At 58.0% G+C, this 21,501-nt stretch carries 15 protein-coding genes; 10 read left to right on the top strand and 5 right to left on the bottom strand.

Going from position 1 to position 21,501, the window contains the following annotated elements:
* The first annotated feature begins 7 nt into the window (after positions 1-7).
* The 3 genes from ACNSOI_RS19675 (at position 8) to glmS (ending at position 3,807) form a co-directional block, all read left to right on the top strand.
* On the top strand, positions 8-430 hold the full coding sequence (locus ACNSOI_RS19675) for a F0F1 ATP synthase subunit epsilon (protein ID WP_061333192.1): 423 nt from the start codon (positions 8-10) through the stop codon (positions 428-430).
* 150 nt (positions 431-580) lie between these two features.
* Complete coding sequence (gene glmU, locus ACNSOI_RS19670; RefSeq protein WP_420194850.1) at positions 581-1,945, top strand: bifunctional UDP-N-acetylglucosamine diphosphorylase/glucosamine-1-phosphate N-acetyltransferase GlmU; 1,365 nt, start codon at positions 581-583, stop codon at positions 1,943-1,945.
* 29 nt (positions 1,946-1,974) lie between these two features.
* A complete protein-coding gene (glmS, locus tag ACNSOI_RS19665) occupies positions 1,975-3,807 on the top strand; it encodes a glutamine--fructose-6-phosphate transaminase (isomerizing) (protein ID WP_286252712.1) in 1,833 nt (610 codons plus the stop codon).
* A gap of 32 nt (positions 3,808-3,839) precedes the next feature.
* Here glmS and ACNSOI_RS19660 read toward each other — a convergent pair whose 3' ends face one another.
* The 3 genes from ACNSOI_RS19660 to ACNSOI_RS19650 form a co-directional block, all read right to left on the bottom strand.
* Positions 3,840-5,984: a TonB-dependent siderophore receptor gene (locus ACNSOI_RS19660; protein WP_420194849.1), complete on the bottom strand. Its 2,145-nt coding sequence runs from the start codon at positions 5,982-5,984 to the stop codon at positions 3,840-3,842.
* A gap of 72 nt (positions 5,985-6,056) precedes the next feature.
* The gene (locus ACNSOI_RS19655; protein WP_420194848.1) at positions 6,057-6,974 is read right to left on the bottom strand and encodes a helix-turn-helix domain-containing protein; all 918 of its coding nucleotides are present in this window, start codon (positions 6,972-6,974) and stop codon (positions 6,057-6,059) included.
* Positions 6,975-7,000: 26 nt separating this feature from the next.
* Positions 7,001-9,076 (bottom strand): TonB-dependent siderophore receptor, encoded by a 2,076-nt coding sequence (locus tag ACNSOI_RS19650; RefSeq protein ID WP_138437422.1) that lies wholly within the window; start codon positions 9,074-9,076, stop codon positions 7,001-7,003.
* Positions 9,077-9,463: 387 nt separating this feature from the next.
* On the opposite strand from ACNSOI_RS19650, the gene nhaB reads away from it, so the two are divergent.
* Both nhaB and ACNSOI_RS19640 read left to right on the top strand, forming a co-directional pair.
* On the top strand, positions 9,464-10,969 hold the full coding sequence (gene nhaB / locus ACNSOI_RS19645) for a sodium/proton antiporter NhaB (protein WP_420194847.1): 1,506 nt from the start codon (positions 9,464-9,466) through the stop codon (positions 10,967-10,969).
* Positions 10,970-11,052: 83 nt separating this feature from the next.
* Entirely contained in the window at positions 11,053-11,889 is an 837-nt protein-coding gene (locus ACNSOI_RS19640; RefSeq protein WP_420194846.1) for a substrate-binding periplasmic protein, read from the top strand.
* A gap of 17 nt (positions 11,890-11,906) precedes the next feature.
* Here the strand turns inward: ACNSOI_RS19640 and ACNSOI_RS19635 are convergent, their stop codons facing one another.
* Together ACNSOI_RS19635 and ACNSOI_RS19630 are read right to left on the bottom strand one after the other, a co-directional pair.
* A complete protein-coding gene (locus ACNSOI_RS19635; protein ID WP_061333198.1) occupies positions 11,907-12,812 on the bottom strand; it encodes a response regulator in 906 nt (301 codons plus the stop codon).
* Positions 12,799-16,182, bottom strand: coding sequence for an ATP-binding protein (locus ACNSOI_RS19630; RefSeq protein ID WP_420194845.1), 3,384 nt, complete (start codon positions 16,180-16,182; stop codon positions 12,799-12,801). The genes ACNSOI_RS19635 and ACNSOI_RS19630 overlap by 14 nt, the downstream gene beginning before the upstream one ends.
* Positions 16,183-16,492: 310 nt before the next feature.
* Here ACNSOI_RS19630 and urtA point away from each other — a divergent pair, with 310 nt between their 5' ends.
* The 5 genes from urtA to urtE all read left to right on the top strand — a co-directional run bounded on the left by urtA (position 16,493) and on the right by urtE (position 21,433).
* The gene (urtA, locus tag ACNSOI_RS19625) at positions 16,493-17,761 is read left to right on the top strand and encodes an urea ABC transporter substrate-binding protein (RefSeq protein WP_106694616.1); all 1,269 of its coding nucleotides are present in this window, start codon (positions 16,493-16,495) and stop codon (positions 17,759-17,761) included.
* Between the two features lie 80 nt (positions 17,762-17,841).
* Positions 17,842-18,768 (top strand): urea ABC transporter permease subunit UrtB, encoded by a 927-nt coding sequence (urtB, locus tag ACNSOI_RS19620; protein WP_061333201.1) that lies wholly within the window; start codon positions 17,842-17,844, stop codon positions 18,766-18,768.
* A gap of 9 nt (positions 18,769-18,777) precedes the next feature.
* The gene (gene urtC, locus ACNSOI_RS19615) at positions 18,778-19,983 is read left to right on the top strand and encodes an urea ABC transporter permease subunit UrtC (protein WP_106694617.1); all 1,206 of its coding nucleotides are present in this window, start codon (positions 18,778-18,780) and stop codon (positions 19,981-19,983) included.
* Complete coding sequence (gene urtD, locus ACNSOI_RS19610) at positions 19,983-20,741, top strand: urea ABC transporter ATP-binding protein UrtD (RefSeq protein ID WP_061333203.1); 759 nt, start codon at positions 19,983-19,985, stop codon at positions 20,739-20,741. Before urtC ends, urtD begins: the two co-directional genes overlap by 1 nt.
* A 2-nt stretch (positions 20,742-20,743) precedes the next feature.
* Entirely contained in the window at positions 20,744-21,433 is a 690-nt protein-coding gene (gene urtE / locus ACNSOI_RS19605; RefSeq protein WP_061333204.1) for an urea ABC transporter ATP-binding subunit UrtE, read from the top strand.
* Positions 21,434-21,501: the final 68 nt, after the last annotated feature.

Below are 21,501 nucleotides of genomic sequence, written 5' to 3'. Positions count from 1 at the left end.
GTAAGAAATGGCTATGACCGTACATTGTGACGTCGTAAGTGCCGAAGAAAAAATCTACTCGGGCCTGGTGGAGATGCTGATCGCCACAGGTACCGAGGGTGAGCTAGGCATCCAGCTTGGCCATGCTCCGTTGCTGACCGAGCTCAAGCCCGGCTCAGTGCGGATCATCAAGCAGGGTGGCGCCGAGGAGATTCTGTACGTATCCGGTGGTTATCTGGAAGTGCAGCCGAACCTGGTGACCCTGATGGCTGATACCGCAGTTCGTGCCAAGGATGTGGACGAAGCGGCAGCCCTGGAAGCCCAGAAGCAAGCCGAGAAGGCACTGGCGAACAAGACAGGCGAGTTTGAGTACTCTCGTGCCGCCGCCGAGCTGGCAGAAGCCGCCGCTCAGCTGCGCACCATCCAGAAACTGCGCAAGCACCTGCGCTAAGCAGGGTTTGTGTCAGGGCCCGGACTGGCCTGACCGTGAACCGCATCCGCAGGTGGATGACCAGCCACACCCGCAAGGGGAAGGCCGGTTATTCACCGGGACGCGGTTTTTTATTTTGAGATTCACCACCAGATTGGAGCGTACCGCCCCATGAGCCCATTACACGTTGTGATCCTGGCGGCAGGCCAGGGCTCCCGAATGAAATCGGCGCTACCCAAGGTATTACACCCGGTGGCCGGCAAGGCCATGCTGCATCACGTGATTGATACCGCAAAGCAGCTGGGGGCGGAGAAAATTCACACGGTAATCGGCCACGGTGCAGACCAGGTGCGGGCATCGCTGGACGAACCCTCGGTGAACTGGGTGATGCAGACCGAACAACTGGGCACCGGCCATGCCGTGGCCCAGGCCCTGCCGGATCTGCCGGACGACGCCCGGGTACTGGTGCTCTACGGCGATGTGCCGTTGACCCGCAAAGACACCCTCGAAGCCATGGTCTGTGACCTGGACGATGGCAATCTCGCCCTGCTGACCGTGGATATGGACAACCCTCACGGCTATGGCCGGATCGTTCGTAACGCTGAGGGCCAGGTGCAAGCGATTGTGGAGCAGAAAGACGCCACCGCCGAGCAGCAAGATATCCACGAGGTGAACACCGGTATCCTGGCCGTTTCTGCCCGGCACCTGAAAAGCTGGTTACCCACACTATCCAACAGCAATGCCCAGGGTGAATACTACCTGACCGACATCATTGCTATGGCCGTTACCCATGGCTTATCGGTTACGGTGTCCCAGCCCCTGAACCCGTTTGAAGTGCAGGGCGTGAATAACCGCCTGCAGCTGGCGGAACTGGAGCGATGGTACCAGCGCCAGCAGGCGGAACGCCTGATGACCGAGGGCGCCACCCTGGCAGACCCGGCCCGGGTGGATGTGCGCGGTGAGCTGACCATCGGCAACGATCTGTGGATTGATGTGAATGCGGTGTTCGAAGGCAAAGTCAGCCTTGGCAGCAACGTAGTGATCGGCCCGAACTGTGTGATCAAGGATTCCACCATCGCCGATGGTGCCGAAATCAAGGCCAACAGCGTGCTCGAAGGTGCGATTGTAGGCGCCAATGCCCAGATTGGCCCGTTCGCCCGCCTGCGCCCGGGTACCGAACTGGCCGCCAACACCAAGGTGGGCAACTTTGTCGAAACCAAGAAAGCCGTTGTGGGTGAGGGCAGTAAGATCAACCATCTGAGCTACGTGGGCGACGCCTCTCTAGGTCGTAATGTGAATGTGGGTGCAGGCACCATCACCTGCAATTATGATGGAGTGAACAAGTTCAAAACCGAGATTGGGGACGGTGTGTTTGTGGGCTCCAATACCTCGCTGGTTGCACCGGTGACGGTAGCGGCCGAGGCCACCATTGGTGCGGGGTCTACCATCACCCGCAACGTCGCGGAAAGCGAACTGGCCGTGGCCCGGGGCAAGCAACGGAATATCGCGGGCTGGGAACGGCCGAAAAAAGCGTAACAACCGAATAACTGACAGGTGATAACAGCATGTGTGGGATTGTAGGAGCGGTTTCCGAACGGGATGTCCAGGGTATTCTGCTGGAGGGGCTCCGCCGCCTTGAATACCGGGGTTACGACTCCGCTGGCATGGCCGTGATCAACGGCAAGCCGGAAGTGCAGCGTGCCCGGGAAGTCGGTAAGGTTGCTGCCCTGGCTGATGCTATCAGCGCCAACCCCCTGGCTGGGCATCTCGGTATCGCCCATACCCGCTGGGCCACCCACGGTGAGCCATCCCAGGTGAACGCCCACCCGCACATGTCTGGCGACCGCCTGGCCATTGTCCACAATGGCATCATTGAGAACTATCAGGAACTCCGCGAAGAGTTGAAAGCCGAAGGCTTTGAGTTCACCTCGCAGACCGACACCGAAGTGGTTGCCCACCTGATTGGCAAGAACTACAAGGCCGGCGGCAGGCTCTACGATGCCGTGAAAGCCGCTATCAGCCGCCTGCGCGGTGCCTTTGCCCTGGCGGTTGTTCATGCCGACGAGCCGGACCACCTGGTGGTGTGCCGTGAAGGCAGCCCGCTGGTGGTGGGCGTGGGTATCGGCGAGAACTTCATCGCCTCTGACCAGTTGGCGCTGCTGCCGGTCACCGACCGGTTCATGTTCCTCGAAGAAGGCGACATCGCTGATATCCGCAAGGACAAGATCGAGATCCACGATCGCGAGGGCCAGGCGGTTGAGCGCGCCATAAGCCGTTTCGAGCACGGTGCCGATTCCGCCGACAAGGGCGAGTACCGCCATTACATGCTCAAGGAAATCTACGAGCAGCCAAAAGTGATCAAGGCCACCATGGAAGGCCGGATTACCGCTACCCGGGTGCTGGAACAAGCCCTGGGTACCGATGCCGAAAACCTCCTGGAGAACGTGCGCCACGTGCAGATCATCGCCTGTGGTACCTCCTACCACGCCGGCATGGTGGCCCGTTACTGGATTGAAGACCTGGCCGGTGTGCCCTGTTCCGTGGAAGTAGCCTCCGAGTTCCGCTACCGCAAGCATGTGATCCAGCCGGATACCCTGTTCCTGTGCATTTCCCAGTCCGGCGAAACCGCCGATACACTGGCGGCTTTGCGCCAGGCCAAGAAAGCAGGTTTTCGCGCGGCATTGGCGATCTGCAACGTACCGGGCAGTTCGCTGGTGCGGGAATCCGACCTGGTGATCATGACCCAGGCCGGCCCTGAAATCGGTGTGGCCTCCACCAAGGCGTTCACCACCCAGCTGACCGCCCTGCTGATCTTCACCCTGGCCCTGGCCCGCCACAACGGCCTGAATGCCGAGCGGGAAGCCGACATCGTGAAGGCCATTCACCTGTTGCCGGGCCAGGTCAACGATGTGCTGGCCCTGGATGGCGAAATCGAGGAGATGTCCAAAGCCTTCATGGACAAGAACCACAGCCTGTTCCTGGGCCGGGGTTCCCAGTACCCGGTCGCCATGGAAGGAGCTCTCAAGCTCAAGGAAATTTCCTACATCCACGCCGAAGCCTATCCGGCTGGCGAGTTGAAGCACGGCCCCCTGGCTCTGGTAGACAGCGAAATGCCCGTGGTGACCGTGGCCCCCAACAACGACCTGGTGGAAAAGCTGAAATCCAACCTGGAAGAAGTGCGGGCCCGCGGTGGCGAACTGTTTGTGTTCGCCGACAAGGCTGCAGACGTGAAGCCGGAAGAGGGCCTGCACGTGATGCAGATTCCCTCGGTGCACGAAATCACCGCGCCCATCGTCTACACCGTGCCACTACAGTTGCTCTCCTATCACGTGGCGGTACTCAAGGGCACCGACGTGGATCAGCCGAGAAACCTGGCGAAGAGCGTGACGGTCGAGTAGCCCCGACCGCCTGGACGGCTGGGCACCGAGACTCAGAACGTGTAGGAAACGGAAGCTTCCACCGTGCGCTCCTCACCAAACCAGCAGTTGTTGGCGTCAAAGCAGCTGTAGTAGCGCTCGTCGGTAAGGTTGTTCACGGACAGGCCCAGTTCGGCACCGCGGAGGCTGTGAGAGACGCGTCCCAGGTTGTAGCGCAGTGCGATATCGACCAGTGTGGCGTCCGGCACGTTCCCCTCGTTCGTCGCTGCGTTGTATTCCGCCTCGCCGATGTAGCGGGCGCCAATGCCTGCCACCAGGCCATCCAGTGGGCCGTTATAGAAGCCATAGTCCGCCCAGACCGACAGCAACTGGTCGGGCACCCACACGGGCGTCTGGCCTTTCAGGCCGGTGTTGTCCTTGGTCACCTCCACACTCTGCAGCGTGTAGCTGGCGGTCACCAGCAGACTGTCGATGGGCTGGGCCTGAGCCTCCAGCTCGATGCCCTGGGAGCGCACTTCCCCCGCCTGGACCTGGTCCAGAGGTCCGCCATTGGGGTCGCGGGTGGGCACGTTGTCCTTGGTGATCTGGTAGAACGCCAGGTTGAGTGAAGTGCGTTGATCCTGGGACTGGTATTTTACCCCCAGCTCCCACTGGTCCCCCTTGGAAGGGTCGAATTCGTTGCCGTTGCGATCACTACCGCTTTGCGGCTCGAAACTCTCGGCGTAGTTGAGGTAGGGCGAGAGACCGTTGGCGCCGCGATACATCACGCCGGCACGTGTAGAGACGTTGTCCTGGTCCAGTTTGCTGTTCACAGGCGCGCCGTATTTGCGGCCGGACTCTTCCCCGGTGAAGTCGTCCCAGCGCACGCCGCCGATCACCACGAAGCGGCCCAGCTCAATCTGGTCCTGCAGGTACACGCCAAGTTGCTTCTTGCGGATGTTGAAGTCCGAGGACAGAGCCGTATTCTCGATGTTCATGGTGCTTCTGGATATCTGATAGTAGTCCGGATCGAACAGATCGATGGCCGGTGCGGCAGTGTCTTCATAGATAACGTCGGAATCGAGACTCACGTAGTCCACTCCAACCAGAATGTTGTGCCGGGCCCGGCCGGTCTGGAAGCGCCCCGAGAATTGGTTGTCCACCGTAAACCCGGTGGTTGCCTCGTCGGTCAGGTAGGCCTGGCGTTGCAGGGTGCGTCCGTCCTGGCTGAACGGGTCGTTGGGGAATCGGTAGGTGTAGGTATTGGTCTGGAATGCCTCGGCATCGGTATATCGGAAGTTCTGCAGGAAGTTCCAGTTGTCATTGATGTTGTGGTTGACCTTGTAGCCGACCAGCAACACCTCTTTATCAAACTCGTTCCAGTTGGCGTCGCCGGAGAAGGTATCCTGCGGGAGGTCTCCATTCGGGTTGGGCAAGAACAGGCCGGAAGCGGGCAGGGTGGTGTAAATGCCCATAGCCGGATCTTTCTGGTAGTAGAGGTTGAAGTTCACCAGGGTGTTGTCACTGACCTGCCAATCCACGGAAGGCGCGATCATGTGGCGCTCTTCCTCTGAGGTTGCGGCCTGGCCATCCCGGGTGCGGGTCAGGCCAACAAGGCTGTAGGACAGGTTGGAATCGCCCAGTTGACCGCGGCTTTCAATGGACGCCTCGGCCAGATTGCGGGAACCGCTGGCAACCTCAATTTTGTTGAAGTGCTCTGAGGACGGCTGTTTGCCGATCAGATTCACCATACCACCGGGCGGCATGGACCCATACAGAGTGGAGGTGGGGCCACGAAACACCTCAACCTGCTCCACGGCTTTCAGATCAATCTGGGGCTGCAGATTCCAGTCGTTGTACAGCAGCTGCAGGCCATCGTAATAGTTCTGGTAATTGATGAAGCCGCGGATGCTGAACAGGTCCAGCCGGCCGACGGCGCCTCCGCGAAGTTCGGTGTTCACGCCCGGTGCATAGCGCAGGGCAGTGGCCACGGAATCGGCATCGCGCATTTCCAGGGCCTGTTGATCCAGTACTGAGATACTCTGGGGAGTGTCGCTCGGCGCCAGTGCCGTCTTGGTGGCAGTGTTCCTGTAGGTTTCGCCGTAAACCGTCATGGTGTCCAGCTCCATCGGTTCATCGGTTTGAGCGACGGCCAACGGGCTGCCAGAGAGACTAACGGCAATAGCAAGTAATGACGGTTTGATCACGTGTGAGGGCATGTCGGGTCCTGTTTAACGTGGGAACGATTAAGTGCGAATCATTCCCATTATATTTATCTGGCTGAACAGGACTTAACCGATTGGTGCATGCCGGGCAATGAATGGCTCGTTGAGGGTGACCGGAATCCAGTATTCCATGGCCACCTCGGGCGCGTTGGCGTCAAAGTCAGGCGGGTACACTTCCAGGTCGTAACCGTAGACGGCATTGCAACCTGCGTGCGGAAGCCAGGCCGTGAAGAACCACTTCAGGATTTCCGAGAGGGACTGGATTGGTCCCTGGAAGGAGATCACCACGTAGTTCTGGGCGGGTACTTTAAGGGTCTCGTTCTCGGTGTCGGCGTCTTGGATCTCTGTCTGAACGCCAGCCAGATAGCGGAATTCGGACTCCGGCCCCCGGGAGAGATCGAGAACACCGAACCTTGGCTGTTCAGCCGGCAGCCTCTCACTCTCTATGAGTGATGCCCAGAGGGCGGGAACCTTGGTGCCGAAATCAGGGTTGGATGAGAACAGCCCCCGGATCCTGTCGGAGCGGCCTGATACGCTAAACGCCGGTTTCGAATCCAGCCGTATGGCGGGCACCCGTGCCCTCCACGCGGCGTCTGGAAGCTTAGCCGGGTCAAGGCACAGTGGCGTGGTGAGCAGGCAGGGCAGGCCGCGCCGGCGATATTGAGCCGGCGGGCAGCCAAAATGCTGTTTGAAGCTGCGGGTAAAGCTGATGTCAGAACTGAAACCGCAGGCCAGGCCGATATCGATAATCCGCTGTTCGGTGAAAAGCAGCATTTCCGCCGCCAGGCTCAGCCGCAGCTCCCGGACGTATCGACCTACGGACTGTCCGGTCTGTTCCGAGAACACGCGGTTGAACTGCCAGCGGGACCAACCGCCTATCCTGGCAAGGCTGGCCACGGCCAGAGGCTTGTCCAGGTTCAGGTGAATGTGTCTGAGAACCTGCTCGATCCTGCCAAGCTGGCCATACCGGCTTGAAATCGTCATCACAGGTCCCCGCCGGGCAGTGCTGGTTACCAGCGATAGCTGAGGCTGGCTACTACGCTTCTCTCGGCGCCGTAATAGCACCAGTAGTCACAGCTGGCCACGTATTCACGGTCGGCCAGGTTGCTGACGTTCAACTGGGCTTGCCACTGGGGCGCGAAGGCATACTGGGCCATCAGGTCGAACACGGTGTAGGAGGGCACTTCCGTGTTGCCGTCTTTGGTTTCGCCCACAAACCGGGCGCCGGCGCCGACCTTCAGGCCCGGGGCCAGGTCGGTGAAGCTGTAGTCCAGCCACGCTGAGGCCTGGTGGCGTGGAATCAAGGGGGCCTGGCGTTCGCTACCGGCCGTGGCCTGATCGCGAACCTTGGCGCTGTTGTAGGTGTAGGCGGCGGTCAGCTCGAGCTGCTCGGTGAGGTAGCTGACGCTCTCCAGCTCGAAGCCTTCAGTGGTACGCTCGCGGTCCTGGATCTGGAAGCCACCCTGGCTGGTGCCCAGGGAGTTCTTCTCTTCAATGCGGTACACCGCTGCGGTCACGTAACCGTCCAGATTGCGGGGGGCAATTTTCACGCCCAGCTCAATCTGCTCGCCGGTGCGCGGCTCATACAGGTCGCCGTTGCCGTCGGTACCGGCAATGGGTTGGAAGGATTCGGTATAGGATATATAGGGACTGACGCCGTTTTCGGCCAGGTACATCACACCGCCGGAAAGCGACAGCTGGTCATCGTCTGCCTTCTGGCGGGTATTGGCATCGCGGTTGATGTTGTCCACCTTCGCTTGGTCATAGCGTGCGCCGGCCAGGAATACCCAGCGGTCATCCAGACGCAGCTGGTGCTGGAGGTAGTAGCCGGTCTGCCGCTTGTCGATCTCGGTAACGATCAGGTCGGCGGCCGTGACTGGTGTGAAGTTACCGTACTGCGGATTGAAAAGGTCAATGGGGCCGCCGAATATTGAGAACCCACCCGCACCATTCTGTTGTCCCTTGTTATTCAGATCCTGGTAATCGACACCTGCCAGGAACGTATGCTCGGTACGATCGGTGTACCAGTTGCCGACCACACGGTTATCCACCGTCCAGCTGTCGATCTTGCCGTCACGATAGGTGAGGTAACGCTGGCCTTCCCGCGGACCTGTCTGGAAAAAGATGTAGCTGCTGCGCAACAGCAGATCCAGCTCGCTGTAGCGGAAATCCTGTTCGAACCGCCAGGTATCGTTGATCTGGTGGCTGAGGGCATAGCCCAGAGAGGTCTGGGTGCGTTCGTTGGTGTCGTAACCAGGTTCACTGTAATTGGTGGAGGGATCCACCTTGCCAAACGGTGTGTCCTGCACGGTGCCGTAGGCCAGCTTGAACGGGTTGGTCGGGATGGCGTCGTCTTTCTGAAAGCTGGCCAGAACGGTCAAGCTGGTGTCTTCGGTGATGTCCCAGGCCAGACTGGGCGCGATGTAGTAGCGTTCGTTTTCGGTGAAGTCCAGGTCGCCTTCGCCGTCGCGATAAAGGCCCACCAACCGGTAGCGGACGTTATCGGTTCCGGCGACCGGGCCGGAGGTGTCAACACCAAGCTGGCGGTGCTTGTCGGTACCTGCCTGCACCAGCACCTCGCCCTGCGTGTTATCGGTTGGGCGCTTGCTGATGGCGTTGATCACACCGCCCGGAGGTGCTTCACCGTAAAGGATGGAGGCCGGTCCCTTCAGCAGTTCGACCCGCTCCAGGCCGTAGGTTTCAGGCAGCCACTGGTAGAAGCCCTCGCGATAGATTCGCAGGCCGTCCTGGTACGTGGCCTGGTCAAAGCCGCGGATTTTCAGCCAGTCGGTGTCGTTGTCATCACCGTAGTGACCCGACACCACACCGGCGCGGTACTGGAAGGCCTCATCAAGGGACTGAACATTACGCTCCCTGAGTTCCTCTTCCTCCACTACCGACGCTGGTCGTGGGGTTTCCACCAGCGGTGTCTCCACCTTGAGTGCTGTGGCCGAGACCACCAGGGCCTCCAGGCTGGCGGGTTCGGCATCCTGTGCCAGAAGCGGGGCCGAGGTGGTTGCCATACCAACGGCCAGGGTCAGTCGTATGGCTTGCGTCAACGGCTTGGTCAGGAAAACGGCGGGCATAAGGCACCTTTGTAACGGCTGTAAGTAACAAGAATGGGGTGAAACATCACCGAAATTCGCCGAATATTATTCCTTAAATAATCTTAATGCAAACCAATATCATTCACGTTTATGGTCGGTTGCCGGGGATGATGGGTTAAATTTTCATGAAACCACCTTATCCGACCGAAAATCGGTTAAAATGCCGTCGCCCGTCCAGGGATAATTAAGTAGTATTACGAAAATTATTGTGAAGCCCGAGCGTATACTCTCTCCTTTTTATTATTAAGACCAAAAGCGGTCTTACGTTTGTACCTTTGGACCATACCCCGGTACGCAAATATCAAGGAAGATTCTGATCCTCCGGCGCACTATTCCAATAACCCGCTTTCTCAGAAGACCATCGCAATGCCCAACACCGTCCTGTCTGGCTTTACCCATAATTTTCTTGGCAAAGCGCCTGTCTGGTACAAACAGGTAATTCTGTTGTTTCTGATTGCCAATCCCATCGTGATGTACGTGTTCGGGCCGAGTGTGACTGGCTGGTTGCTGATTGGTGAGTTCATCTTCACCCTGGCCATGGCGCTGAAGTGTTATCCGCTGTTGCCGGGCGGTTTGCTGGCGGTGGAGGCGTTGCTGATCGGGCTGACCACGGCAGACGCCGTGTATCACGAGGTTCTGGTGAACTTCCCGGTGATTCTGCTGCTGATGTTCATGGTGGCGGGCATCTACTTCATGAAAGACCTGCTGCTGGTGACCTTCACCCAGATTTTGGTGGGGGTTCGCTCCAAGTCGGCTTTGTCGTTGTTATTCTGCAGTGCGGCCGCGCTGCTCTCAGCGTTTCTGGATGCGTTAACGGTGACCGCCGTGATTATCAGCGTGGCGGTGGGCTTTTTCTCGGTTTACCACAAAGTGGCTTCTGGCAAAGGTTATCAACAGAAAGATCACAACGCCGGCAGCGATGAAGAAGTGATCGAGCTGCACCGGGAAGACCTGGAAAACTTCCGGGCGTTTCTGCGCAGCCTGTTGATGCACGGGGCCATCGGTACCGCTCTTGGTGGGGTCGCCACCATGGTGGGTGAACCCCAGAACCTGCTGATCGCGAAAGTGGTCGGTTGGGATTTCGTGGGCTTTTTCCTGCACATGGCGCCGGTGAGTATCCCGGTGCTGTTCGCCGGCCTGGCGACCTGCTGGGCGCTGGAGAAACTACGCTGGTTCGGCTACGGCGGCCGACTGCCCAAGCCGGTTCGCCAGGTGCTGGAAGAGTTCGCCAAGAACGAGCGTGCCCGCCGCACCAAAGCCGACCAGGCATCCCTGTGGATTCAGGCCATCGCTGCCGCCATCCTGGTGATCGGCCTGGCGTTTCACATTGCTGAAGTTGGCCTGATTGGCCTGCTGGTGATTATCCTGATTACCTCGTTTACCGGCGTCACAGACGAACACCAGATTGGCAAAGCCTTCCAGGAATCCCTGCCGTTCACCTCTCTGCTGGTGGTGTTCTTCGCCGTGGTGGCGGTGATTCATGAGCAGCATCTGTTCAAACCGATCATCGATTACGTACTCAGCCTGCCGGAGCACCAGCAGCCGGGCATGTTCTTTATTGCCAACGGCCTGTTGTCGATGATCAGTGATAACGTGTTTGTGGCGACGGTGTACATCAGCGAGGTCAAGCAGGCGCTGGATGCCGGCGCCATCAGCTATGAGCACTTCCAGACCCTGGCGGTGTCCATCAACACCGGCACCAATCTGCCCAGCGTGGCCACTCCTAACGGTCAGGCGGCGTTTCTGTTCCTGCTGACTTCCGCCATCGCGCCACTGGTGCGGCTGTCGTATGGGAAAATGGTGATCATGGCGTTTCCGTACACCCTGGTAATGGGTGGTGTGGGGCTGTACATGGTGACCCATTCGTTCTGAATCAACATTTTTTGACGTTCGCCGCTACAGTGATTGGTGTATCTGTTACTCTCTAAAGAAACAGATAACGATAAGCGGTATACATGCGCAGTTGCCAACGTTACTCCACTGATCTGCCTCGTGGCGCCTGGGCGCTGACGGGGCTTTTTGTTGTTCTGGTCGGACTTTTCTATACCGCTCTGGTTCATGCTGACGACCAGGATCCGTATAGCATGAAGGCCGTGCGAGTTGCCTATGTGGAGTTTCCGCCCATCACCTACCGCACAGCTGAGGGTGAACCAGCGGGTGAGTTTGTGGAGATTACCAGGAAGGTTGCCGCTGAGGCCGGCTACGAGCTGGAATTCATCTATCTGCCTGTGGCACGTACCTACCTCTACCTGAAAGACGGCACCGTTGACCTCTGGTTGGGACTATCTGCCACGCCAGTATTGAAAGAGGCGGTTCTGGAAAGCTGGATCAGCCCGATTCCCGTGGAGTTGAGTGCCTGGTATCGCCAAGACACAGAACCGCTTGAACACATGGACCAGTTGCATGGCAGCATGGTGATATTGATCGGTGGCTACACCTATGGAGGCCTTAGGTACTGGTTAGAAGACCAGCCAGACATTCGCATCACCGAGGCGCCTAACCATCGTTCGGCGGTGGACATGCTGAAACGAAAGCGGGGTGATTACCTGCTCGATTACCGGCCGCCGGTGAGAGAAATGCTGACCCACCCCTCAGATGCCATCATCCGGGAATCGGAAGTACGAAGCCGCAACAGCGCCTGGATGTTCTCGCTGGCCAGCTCCCGGGCCGCCATTCTTCGAGAGGCGTTTGATGATGCCTATCTGCGGTTGGCTGAGCGTGGTGAAGTACCGCCGGTGCGCCGGTTCGAGAAAACCTTTGTATTGCCGGGGTTTCCTGACGAGTATCGTTGAGTGATCTAGACGGGACACTAGCTGATGGCCAGCACCCGTATTGCGTTTGCAGCTGCGGCCGTCCGGTTTTCCACGCCCATTTTCCGAAAAACCTGTTCCAGGTGTTTGTTCACCGTGCGTGGGCTCATGTCCAGAATCTGACCGATTTCCCGATTGGTTTTGCCGTTGGCAATCCACAACAGCACATCGGATTCTCTGAGTGTGAGTTCAAAGGCCTCTCGTAGTGCCGTCGCCGAACTGTGCGGGTTCTGAGGTGTTTTAATCCTCAACAGGTATTCTCTCTCATCAATCAGCGCCAGGAACTCGATGGAACGCGGAGTATCTGCAAGCCGGATGGGGAGGGCATGCCCCGGTTCCGGTTGGCGAGTAAGCCAGACTTCAATCTGTTTTCGCAGGGACTCCTGTTCCGGGTCTTCGTTACCCGGCAGTATTCGGTAAACCTGTGGCGTTCCCCAGAGCAATTCACCGCTGGCATTGACGGAAAACAGATTCTGGCCGGCCCGGTCCAGTGCTGAGCGAGCACTTCGTGTCATGCGTGCGTTCGCCAGATGCACTTGCATACGGGCCAGCAATTCGGTGGTATTGATGGGTTTGGTAATGTAGTCGACGCCGCCGGAACCAAGCCCCATCACTACGTGTTCGGTATCGCTGAGACCGGTCATGAACACGATCGGAATGTCGGCGAACGCCGGATTTTCCTTCAGCCTGCGACAGGTCTCAAAGCCGTCCATGTGGGGCATCAGGGCGTCCATAAGAACGATGTCTGGCACGATGTTCTGACTGATAGTAAGTGCCTGCCCACCTTCCAACGCTACAAGAACCGTCATGCCTGCTTCCTCCAGGGCGTCACTGATCATCCGGATCGAATCGACGGCATCATCCACGACCATGACCACGGTTTTTTTCTGTTCAGGCAGACTCATGTTCGGGTACCTCAAGTAACGCAAAAATTTTCTCAAACTGAAATTCGTTGGTGAGTTTTGTCAGTTCGGTTGTGAAGTTGTTGTCAGCTTTGCCGCTGTGTTTAAGCTCGCTCAAAGCCTCAAGCAGCCCCTTGCGGTGACCGATTCGGGCCAGCGACATCAGAACCTGGCATTCCTCGAATCCTGGTAACGTCAGTTCAGCTTGCGCCGGAGGCTCAAGTGCAGCGAGCGGGTCCGGGCTGGGTTTGAAGCGCCATGCTATGTTTAGCACTTCGCCGATAGTATCCAGCAGCAGATTCAGGCGAACTGGCTTGATGATGTAGCCATCATGCAGGTGGGGCGAACCCGGTGAGTGCTGGCCTTCGTTGGCGTCGGCGGAGATCATGATGACTGGCATGTGGTGTTGGGCATCTCTGAGTTGTTGAAGGATCTCCCAACCGTTAAGCCCAGGCATGGATACATCAAGCAGGATCAGATCCGGCCGGTCGCTGCTGACCTGTTGTGAGACCAGCAGAGAATTCCCCATGTCGCCAACGTCAAACCCAAGAGGCGACAGCATGGCTCGAATGACCTGGCGGTGCGACAGATCATCATCCACGATGAGCACTTTACGCCGGGTGCCGTGGTAGCCGTAGATCCGCCGGGCAGGTGCGGTTATGGAGCGGGGGGTAACCTCATGCAGGCTGGATAGCATCAGGCTGACCTTGAAGGTGCTGCCTTTTCCGGGGGTGCTGGTAACCGATATGTCTCCCCCCATGATTTCGGTCAGCAATCGGGTAATGGTCAGCCCCAGCCCTGTTCCTATCCGGCTCTGCCCCGCGGAACGAACCCGTTCGAACGGACGGAAGATCCGTTCGATGTCGGCTTCGGCAATGCCTTCACCGGTATCCTGCACGGTGAATTCTGCCACCTGGCTCCGATAGCGGAGTGTCAGGCACACCCGGCCGTGATCCGTGTATTTGATGGCATTCGACAGCAGATTGATCAGGATCTGTCGGAGACGTTTCTCATCGGCGGTTACCCGCTCGGGAAGTGGCAACGGGCAATGGTATTCAAAGGCCAGTCCTTTTTCCTCGGCCTGCAAACGGAACATCGTGACCAACTGCTCCATCAGAACTTCAATCCGCACCTGGTCTCGGTGCAAGTCCAGGCGGCCCGCCTCGATTTTGGAGATATCCAGCAGACCCTCGATCAGATCGGCAAGGTGTTCGCCGTTACGATGAATCACACCCAGTGCCTCCTTGCGGTGGGCGGGGATGTCGTCGTCGTTCGCCATCAGTTGGGCATAGCCCAGAATGGCATTGAGTGGAGAGCGCAACTCATGGCTGATGCCCGTGAGGTAACGGCTTTTCGCCAGGTTGGCCGCATCGGCCTGTTCCTTGGCCTGCTGCAGAGCCTGATCGGTTCTCTCGTGCGCGACAATTTCTTCGGTCAGCAATCGGGTTTGGCGCCGGGATTCCTCCTCTGCGACCACCCGGCTTTCGTGGGCCAGAACGAACAGCCAACAAATCACACCCGTCACTATGACCAGAATGAAAAAGACCTTCCAGAGCGTTACCGACAGCAGGATGCCTTCCGCGCTCGTCGCGACTGGGGTCTTGAAATAGATCAGAGATAGCAGCAGGCCCGACAAGCCGTTGATCAATAGCAACAAACTCAGAAAATGACCGAGGCGTGATCGCAGGCGAACCAGCAGGTAATCGGGAACGAATTTGCCCAGGAACAGCTGAAGCTGTTCCTTATAGCCCCCACCGGGTTTGCAGACATCGTCGCATCGAGCGTCGAGTGAGCAACACAGGGAACAGATGGTGCCCGCATAAGCGGGGCAGTGGGTCACGTCTTCCGGCTCAAAGGCGTGCTCGCAGATGCTGCACTGCACCAGCTGGTGATCGGTAGCGATCGGTGTGAACGGGCGCGCAGTGTAGAAACGGCCGCCGGTTCGCCAGGCAATAACCGGGGCCATGACCAGGGCGACCGCCAGGGCGATGAAATGCGACAGTGCCTGGGCATAAAGGCCAATCGCGCCAGAGTGGCAGACAACACCTACCAGGGAGGCGGTGATCATCGCCCCGACACCCACCGGATTGATGTCGTAAAGGTGTGCCCGTTTGAACTCGATGTGGGCGGGGCTTAGCCCAAGCGGTTTGTTGATCACCAGATCGGCCACCAGAGCACCTACCCAGGCAATGGCGACGATGCCATAGAACCCCAGCGTCTCTTCCAGTGCCCGGTACACCCCCAGTTCCATCACCAGCAGCGCGATAGCCACATTGAACACGAGCCAGACCACGCGGCCGGGGTGGCTGTGGGTGAGCCGGGAGAAGAAATTCGACCAGGCAATGGAGCCGGCGTAGGCGTTGGTTACGTTGATCTTGATCTGACACAGAATGACGAAGATACCCGCGAACGCCAGGGAGATTTCCGGGGAATGGGTCACGTAACTGAACGCGACCAGGTACATGTGGGTAGGATCGGCGGCTTCGCTGGCGGGAATGCCCTGATTCAGTGCCAACACGGCCAAAAAAGAGCCTGCCAGGATTTTTATCATCCCGATCACAATCCAGCCAGGACCACCGGCCATCACCGCTATCCACCAGCGGCGTTTATCCTTTGGCGTCTGGGGCTCGGGAATAAAACGCAGGTAATCAACCTGCTCGCCAATCTGGGCAATCAGCGAGAAAACCACGGCGGCGGCAGCGCCAAACATGAGCACATTGAAACCCTGACCTTCCGATACACCGACACCGCCAAACTGGGTCCAGTCACTGACCGATGACGCATCGGCATAAATGATGAAAACAAAGGGCAACAGTTGCAGCACGATAAAGGCGGGCTGAGTCCAGACCTGGAACCGGCTGATGGTGGTTATGCCATGGGTAACCAAAGGAATGATCACCACCGAACAGATCAGGTAGCCCAGCACCAGAGGAATGCCGAATAGCATTTCCAGGGCCATGGCCATAATGGCCGCTTCGATGGCAAAAAAGATGAAGGTGAAGCTGGCGTAGATCAACGAGGTAATGGTGGAGCCAATGTAGCCGAAACCGGCGCCACGGGTGAGCAGATCTATGTCGACGCCATATCGCGCCGCGTAGTAGCTGATAGGTATGGCGGTCAGAAAGATCACCAGGCTGACCGCCAGAATAGCCGCTACGGCATTGTCGAAGCCGTAGTGCAGGGTAATGGCACCGCCGATCGCTTCCATGGCCAGAAAGGATATGGCACCCAGGGCGGTATGACTGACCCTGGCAGCCGACCAACGGCGGGCGCTCTTGGCGGTGAAGCGAAGCGCGTAATCCTCCAGGGTCTGGTTGGCAACCCACTGGTTGTAACGACGCCGGACCCGAAAAATATTCTGTCTTGCGGCCATAGTGCCTTGCCTTCTGGTACAGAGCGCGACTTTTTGGTGCAACTACCGGGTTGGCAGCACCGTCTTTGACAGCTGGAACAAGATCCATGCCATGTGATGGTGCGGATAAGGAATCGCGCCTGACATTATTGCTTTCGTCTTCGCGTTTTAGCCTGCTGAGCCCGTGACAGGAATGCGTCAAATGACGTAGGCCGCTGGGGTGATTGCCGAATGGGCTCTGTGTCAGTGCCTGAGCAGAATGTTTGTCGTGGGCGCTGTGCTTCGTTCGTTGAAGTGCGGTACCGGCATACCAACACTGCGAGGAATAACCATGGGCACGACAGATTCAACCGCCAACGGGCGGTCATTCGGCAAGGGAACCGGGCTTCGCAAGAAGCTCATGACGCTGGCAGCATCCATGATGCTGGCCACATCGGCACAGGCGGCCACACCCCCCACCTCCGAGGTGAATACCACTGGGCTTGCGGTGACAGACGACACCGTCAAGGTTGGCATACTGCACTCCATCACCGGCACCATGGCGATCAGTGAAATCGGTTCAGTACAGGCCGAGAAACTGGCCATTGAACAGATCAACGCCTCCGGCGGTGTGCTGGGCCGGCAGATCGAGTTCGTGCAGGAAGACGGCGCCAGTGACTGGCCCACCTTCGCGGAGAAATCCCGCAAGCTGCTGCGCCAGGACAATGTCGCGGCCATTTTTGGTGCCTGGACCTCCGCTTCCCGGAAAGCCATCCTGCCGGTAATCGAACAGTTCAATGGCATGCTGTACTACCCCACGTTCTACGAGGGCCTGGAGCAATCACCGAACGTGATCTACACCGGGCAGGAAGCCACTCAGCAAATCCTGGCCAGTATCGATTGGGCGGTTGAAGAGAAGGGCGCCAAAACCTTCTACCTGCTGGGTTCGGACTACATCTGGCCCCGCACCTCCAACAAGATCGCTCGCAAACACATCGACAAGCTGGGATTGAAGGTAGTCGGCGAGGAGTATTACCCGCTGGGCCATACCCAGTTCAACTCGGTCATCAACAAGATCAAGTTGCGTAAGCCCGATGTTATTTTTGCGTCGGTTGTGGGCGGCTCCAACGTTGCCTTCTACAAACAGATGAAAGCCGCTGGTATTGATTTCACCAAGGAAAGCCCGCTGTTGCTGACCATCTCTGTCACTGAAGACGAAATCCGGGGCATCGGTGGTGAAAACGTGGAGGGCATCTATGCCTCCATGAAGTACTTCCAGAGCCTGGATAACCCCAACAACCAGGAATTTGTGGCCGCGTTCAAAGAAGCCTGGGGTGATGACATGGTCATCGGTGATGTTACCCAGGCTGCCTACCTTGGCCCCTGGCTGTGGAAGATGGCTGTCGAGAAGGCCGGCTCTTTCGATGTCGACAAAGTGCGTGAAGCCTCACCGGGCATTGAGTTCACCAAAGCCCCGGAAGGTTATGTCCGCATCCACGAAAACCATCACCTCTGGTCCAAGACCCGTATTGGCAACGCCCAGCGCAATGGCCAGTACAAAGTGGTCTACGAAACAGAAGACCTGATGGAGCCAGATCCTTTCCCGGAAGGTTACCAGTAAGCACGGCTGGCCGGTGCCAAGGGGCGCCGGCCGCCGGTTTTCCAAACGGTTGGGTGCGTTATCTCTAGGGAGTAAGGGTCATGTTTGATGGCTACACCACCAGTGAATTGATGTCGATATTTGCCATGCAGGGGTTTGCCGGGCTGTCCCTGTTTTCAGTGTTTGTGCTGATGGCACTCGGCCTGGCGATCATTTTTGGTCAGATGGGGGTGATCAATATGGCTCACGGGGAATTCATGATCCTCGGTGCCTATACCACCTACCTGACCTCCAGTGCTTTTCAGAGTTATCTGCCCGGTTTGTTCGGGGGCTATTTCTTCGTCGCCATGCTCTTTGCCTTTCTGGTGTGCGCGGCGCTGGGGGCCTTTGTCGAATGGGCCATGGTCAGGCATCTGTACAGGCGGCCGCTGGATACGTTGTTGGCGACCTGGGGCCTGAGCCTGATTCTCCAGCAAGCCTACCGCACGATTTTCGGAGCCCGGGAAGTAGGGGTCACCCTGCCGGATTGGATGATGGGATCAATCCAGGTCACCGACATGGTGGATCTGCCCATTAACGGGCTGTTTGTGATGATCATCGCGCTGTCCATCGCCATAGCCGTTTACTTCCTGATGTACCGATCCGGTTGGGGCAAAAAGGTAAGGGCCGTGGTCCAGAACCGGCCCATGGCCGAAGCCGTGGGCATCAACAGTGCCGGTGTCGACAGGGCCACGTTTGCCCTGGGCTGCGGGATTGCGGGTATTGCCGGCGCGGCCTTCACCATGATCGGCTCGACTGGCCCATCGTCCGGCCAGGCCTACATCGTGGACACCTTCCTGGTGGTGGTCTTTGGCGGTGCACAGAGCCTGATTGGCACCATTGTGTCTGCGTTTGGCATCTCTCAGGCCCAGTCCACCCTCGAGTTCTTCCTGAGTGGTTCGATGGCCAAGGTACTCACGCTTCTCGTGGTTGTCGGCATTCTCATGCTGCGCCCGGAAGGACTTATGGCCCTGAAGATTCGTCGCTAGGAGACCGTCATGAAAGACTCACCCGTTGTGAAATGGTTTGCCTCCCGAGAGGGGCTGTACTATCTGGCGTTGGCGCTGTTACTGGTGGTTGTTTTGCCGGTCATGCTCGATGCCTTCCGATTGAATATGGTCGGCAAGTACCTGACCTACGCCTTTGTGGCCATTGGCTTGGTGATGTGTTGGGGTAAAGCAGGCATTCTCAGCCTGGGACAGGGCGTTTTTTTCGGGCTTGGCGGCTACTGCATGGCGATGTACCTCAAGCTTGAGGCCTCAACGCCGGAAGCGACGGCCATACAGTCAACGCCCGGCATCCCAGACTTCATGGACTGGAACCAGATCACCGCTTTGCCCTGGTTCTGGGAGCCGTTCAACAGCTTCGCCTTCACCCTGATTGCCGTGATCGGGGTTCCGGTTCTGCTGGCTCTCATTATCGGCGTTGCCATGTTCACCCGGCGTGTGGGTGGCGTCTACTTTGCTATCATCACCCAGGCCATCGCCGCCATCCTGACCATCCTGATCATTGGTCAGCAGGGATACACCGGCGGCATCAACGGCATCACCGACCTTAGGACCCTGATGGGTTGGGACATCCGTACCGATGAAGCGAAAACGGCCCTCTACTTCGTAACGGTTGCGCTGTTGTTCGTCTGCCTGTTCGCTGCCCGCCTGATCCAGAAGCGCAAACTCGGGCGCATCCTGGTGGCGATGAATACCCAGGAAAATCGCGTCAGATTTTCCGGCTACGACGTGGCCGCCTTCAAAATCTTCGTGTTTTGCCTGGCTGCGGCTTTTGCGGGCATCGGCGGCGCGCTGTTTACCTTGAGTGTCGGCTTCATGTCGCCCTCGTTCATCGGCATCGTGGCTTCGATCGAGATGGTGATCTTCTGTGCCCTGGGTGGCCGTCTTTCCATCCTTGGAGCCGTCTACGGTGCGCTACTGGTCAACGCCGCCAAGAGTGGGTTTTCCGAATCCTTTCCAGAACTGTGGCCCTTTGCCATGGGTGCGCTGTTTATTGGCGTTGTTCTGGCCTTCCCCAATGGTCTTGCAGGCCTGTACCAGACTTACGTGATGCCTCTGGAGGAGCGTTTGTTCAGACGCAAGCCAAAGACCGATGGTAGCCAGAAAGCCAAGGCAACAGCGCCGGCCCAAACCCCTGGGGAACGGGGCAAGGAATACGACCCGCTCATTGACCAGTACAGCCCGGAGAAATCCTGATGAAAGCAGCCAAAAGCAAAAGTAAGGACTTTTTGTTGGCGGTAGAGGGACTGACCGTATCGTTCGACGGCTTTAAAGCGGTAGACGACCTGTCCTTCTACCTGGACCCAAACGAAATCCGGGTGATCATCGGCCCCAATGGTGCGGGTAAAACCACGGTGCTGGACCTGATCTGCGGGAAAACCCGGGCCACGTCAGGCTCCATTCGCTTCCAGGGGCGGGAGCTGACAAAGATGAAAGAGCACCAGATTGTGCATTCTGGGGTTGGGCGTAAATTCCAGACCCCCTCGGTGTTTGAAGACCTCACCGTGTTCGAGAATCTCGAAGTGTCTTACCCCCAGGGCCACTCGGTGATGGGCGCCCTGGCGTTCAAGCGGGACCTTGCGGTGGTGGAGGAAATTGAATCGGTTGCCCGGACCATTTTTCTTGAAGACATGCTTGAGCAGCCGGCGTCTTTGCTTAGTCATGGTCAGAAGCAGTGGCTTGAAATCGGCATGCTGCTGATTCAGAAGCCGAAGCTGATCATGTTGGATGAACCCGTAGCGGGCATGTCGGTGGTGGAGCGCAAGAAAACTGCCGAGTTACTGAAAGTGATTACCCGTGAACACACGGTGCTGGTGATCGAACACGACATGCAGTTCGTGGGTGACATTGCTGACCGGGTAACAGTGATGCACCAGGGCAAGGTGTTGTCAGAGGGGTCCATCGAACACGTGAAATCGGACCCGAAAGTCATCGAAGTCTACCTGGGGCATTGATCATGCTGAGCGTCAAACAACATTCGGTGGCCTATGGCCAGAGCAACATCATCGAGAACCTGGACCTTGAGATTGGTAGGAATGAGATCGTTGCCGTGGTTGGCCGCAATGGTATGGGCAAGACCACGTTGATGAAGTCCCTGGTGGGTATGACGCCGACCAGAGGTGGGCAGCTCCTGCTGGATGGTGCGGATCTTTCCAACCTTAAGAGTTTCCAGCGGGTGAGGGCAGGGATCGGCTTTGTGCCCCAGGGCCGGATGATTTTTCCGACCCTGACCGTGAAGGAGAACATTGAGACCGGCCTGGCTGCGGTCGGGGAGAAGAAGATTCCTGAGGACCTTTATGAGCTGTTTCCGGTGCTGAAGGAAATGCTGCATCGCCGGGGCGGCAACCTGTCTGGTGGACAGCAGCAACAGCTGGCGATCGCCCGGGCGCTGGCTACCCGGCCCAAGGTGTTGCTGCTGGATGAACCGACTGAGGGTATTCAGCCCAACATCATCAAGGACATTGCCAAGACCCTTCGCCGTATTCGCGATGAGCGGGGGTTGTCGATTGTGGTGTCGGAGCAGGTGTTGAGTTTTGTGATGGATGCGGCGGACCGGATTCTGGTGATCGAGAAGGGGGAGATTGTTCACGAGGAGCTTCGGGAGGAGGCGGATCAGGACAAGATTGCCAGTTATCTGGCTGTTTAATTCTGGGGTTTGGTGCAAGCCGCTGAGGCGGGGGCAGCCTTCCGAAACACGCCGTGAATACGTCCATG

Origin of the sequence: Marinobacter sp. GH_1, from assembly GCF_048595985.1 — a bacterium.
Taxonomy (GTDB): domain Bacteria; phylum Pseudomonadota; class Gammaproteobacteria; order Pseudomonadales; family Oleiphilaceae; genus Marinobacter; species Marinobacter shengliensis.
Note: the sequence above shows the minus strand (reverse complement) of the source record. Positions and strands in the feature narration are given on the sequence as shown.

Coding starts and splice junctions, on each gene's coding strand:
- ACNSOI_RS19650 (WP_138437422.1), bottom strand. CDS start 9,076: ATGCCCGCCGTTTTCCTGACCAAGCCGTTGACGCAAGCCATACGACTG.
- urtC (WP_106694617.1), top strand. CDS start 18,778: ATGAAAGACTCACCCGTTGTGAAATGGTTTGCCTCCCGAGAGGGGCTG.
- ACNSOI_RS19660 (WP_420194849.1), bottom strand. CDS start 5,984: ATGCCCTCACACGTGATCAAACCGTCATTACTTGCTATTGCCGTTAGT.
- ACNSOI_RS19675 (WP_061333192.1), top strand. CDS start 8: ATGGCTATGACCGTACATTGTGACGTCGTAAGTGCCGAAGAAAAAATC.
- ACNSOI_RS19640 (WP_420194846.1), top strand. CDS start 11,053: ATGCGCAGTTGCCAACGTTACTCCACTGATCTGCCTCGTGGCGCCTGG.
- ACNSOI_RS19655 (WP_420194848.1), bottom strand. CDS start 6,974: ATGACGATTTCAAGCCGGTATGGCCAGCTTGGCAGGATCGAGCAGGTT.
- glmU (WP_420194850.1), top strand. CDS start 581: ATGAGCCCATTACACGTTGTGATCCTGGCGGCAGGCCAGGGCTCCCGA.
- ACNSOI_RS19635 (WP_061333198.1), bottom strand. CDS start 12,812: ATGAGTCTGCCTGAACAGAAAAAAACCGTGGTCATGGTCGTGGATGAT.
- ACNSOI_RS19630 (WP_420194845.1), bottom strand. CDS start 16,182: ATGGCCGCAAGACAGAATATTTTTCGGGTCCGGCGTCGTTACAACCAG.
- urtA (WP_106694616.1), top strand. CDS start 16,493: ATGGGCACGACAGATTCAACCGCCAACGGGCGGTCATTCGGCAAGGGA.
- glmS (WP_286252712.1), top strand. CDS start 1,975: ATGTGTGGGATTGTAGGAGCGGTTTCCGAACGGGATGTCCAGGGTATT.
- urtE (WP_061333204.1), top strand. CDS start 20,744: ATGCTGAGCGTCAAACAACATTCGGTGGCCTATGGCCAGAGCAACATC.
- urtD (WP_061333203.1), top strand. CDS start 19,983: ATGAAAGCAGCCAAAAGCAAAAGTAAGGACTTTTTGTTGGCGGTAGAG.
- nhaB (WP_420194847.1), top strand. CDS start 9,464: ATGCCCAACACCGTCCTGTCTGGCTTTACCCATAATTTTCTTGGCAAA.
- urtB (WP_061333201.1), top strand. CDS start 17,842: ATGTTTGATGGCTACACCACCAGTGAATTGATGTCGATATTTGCCATG.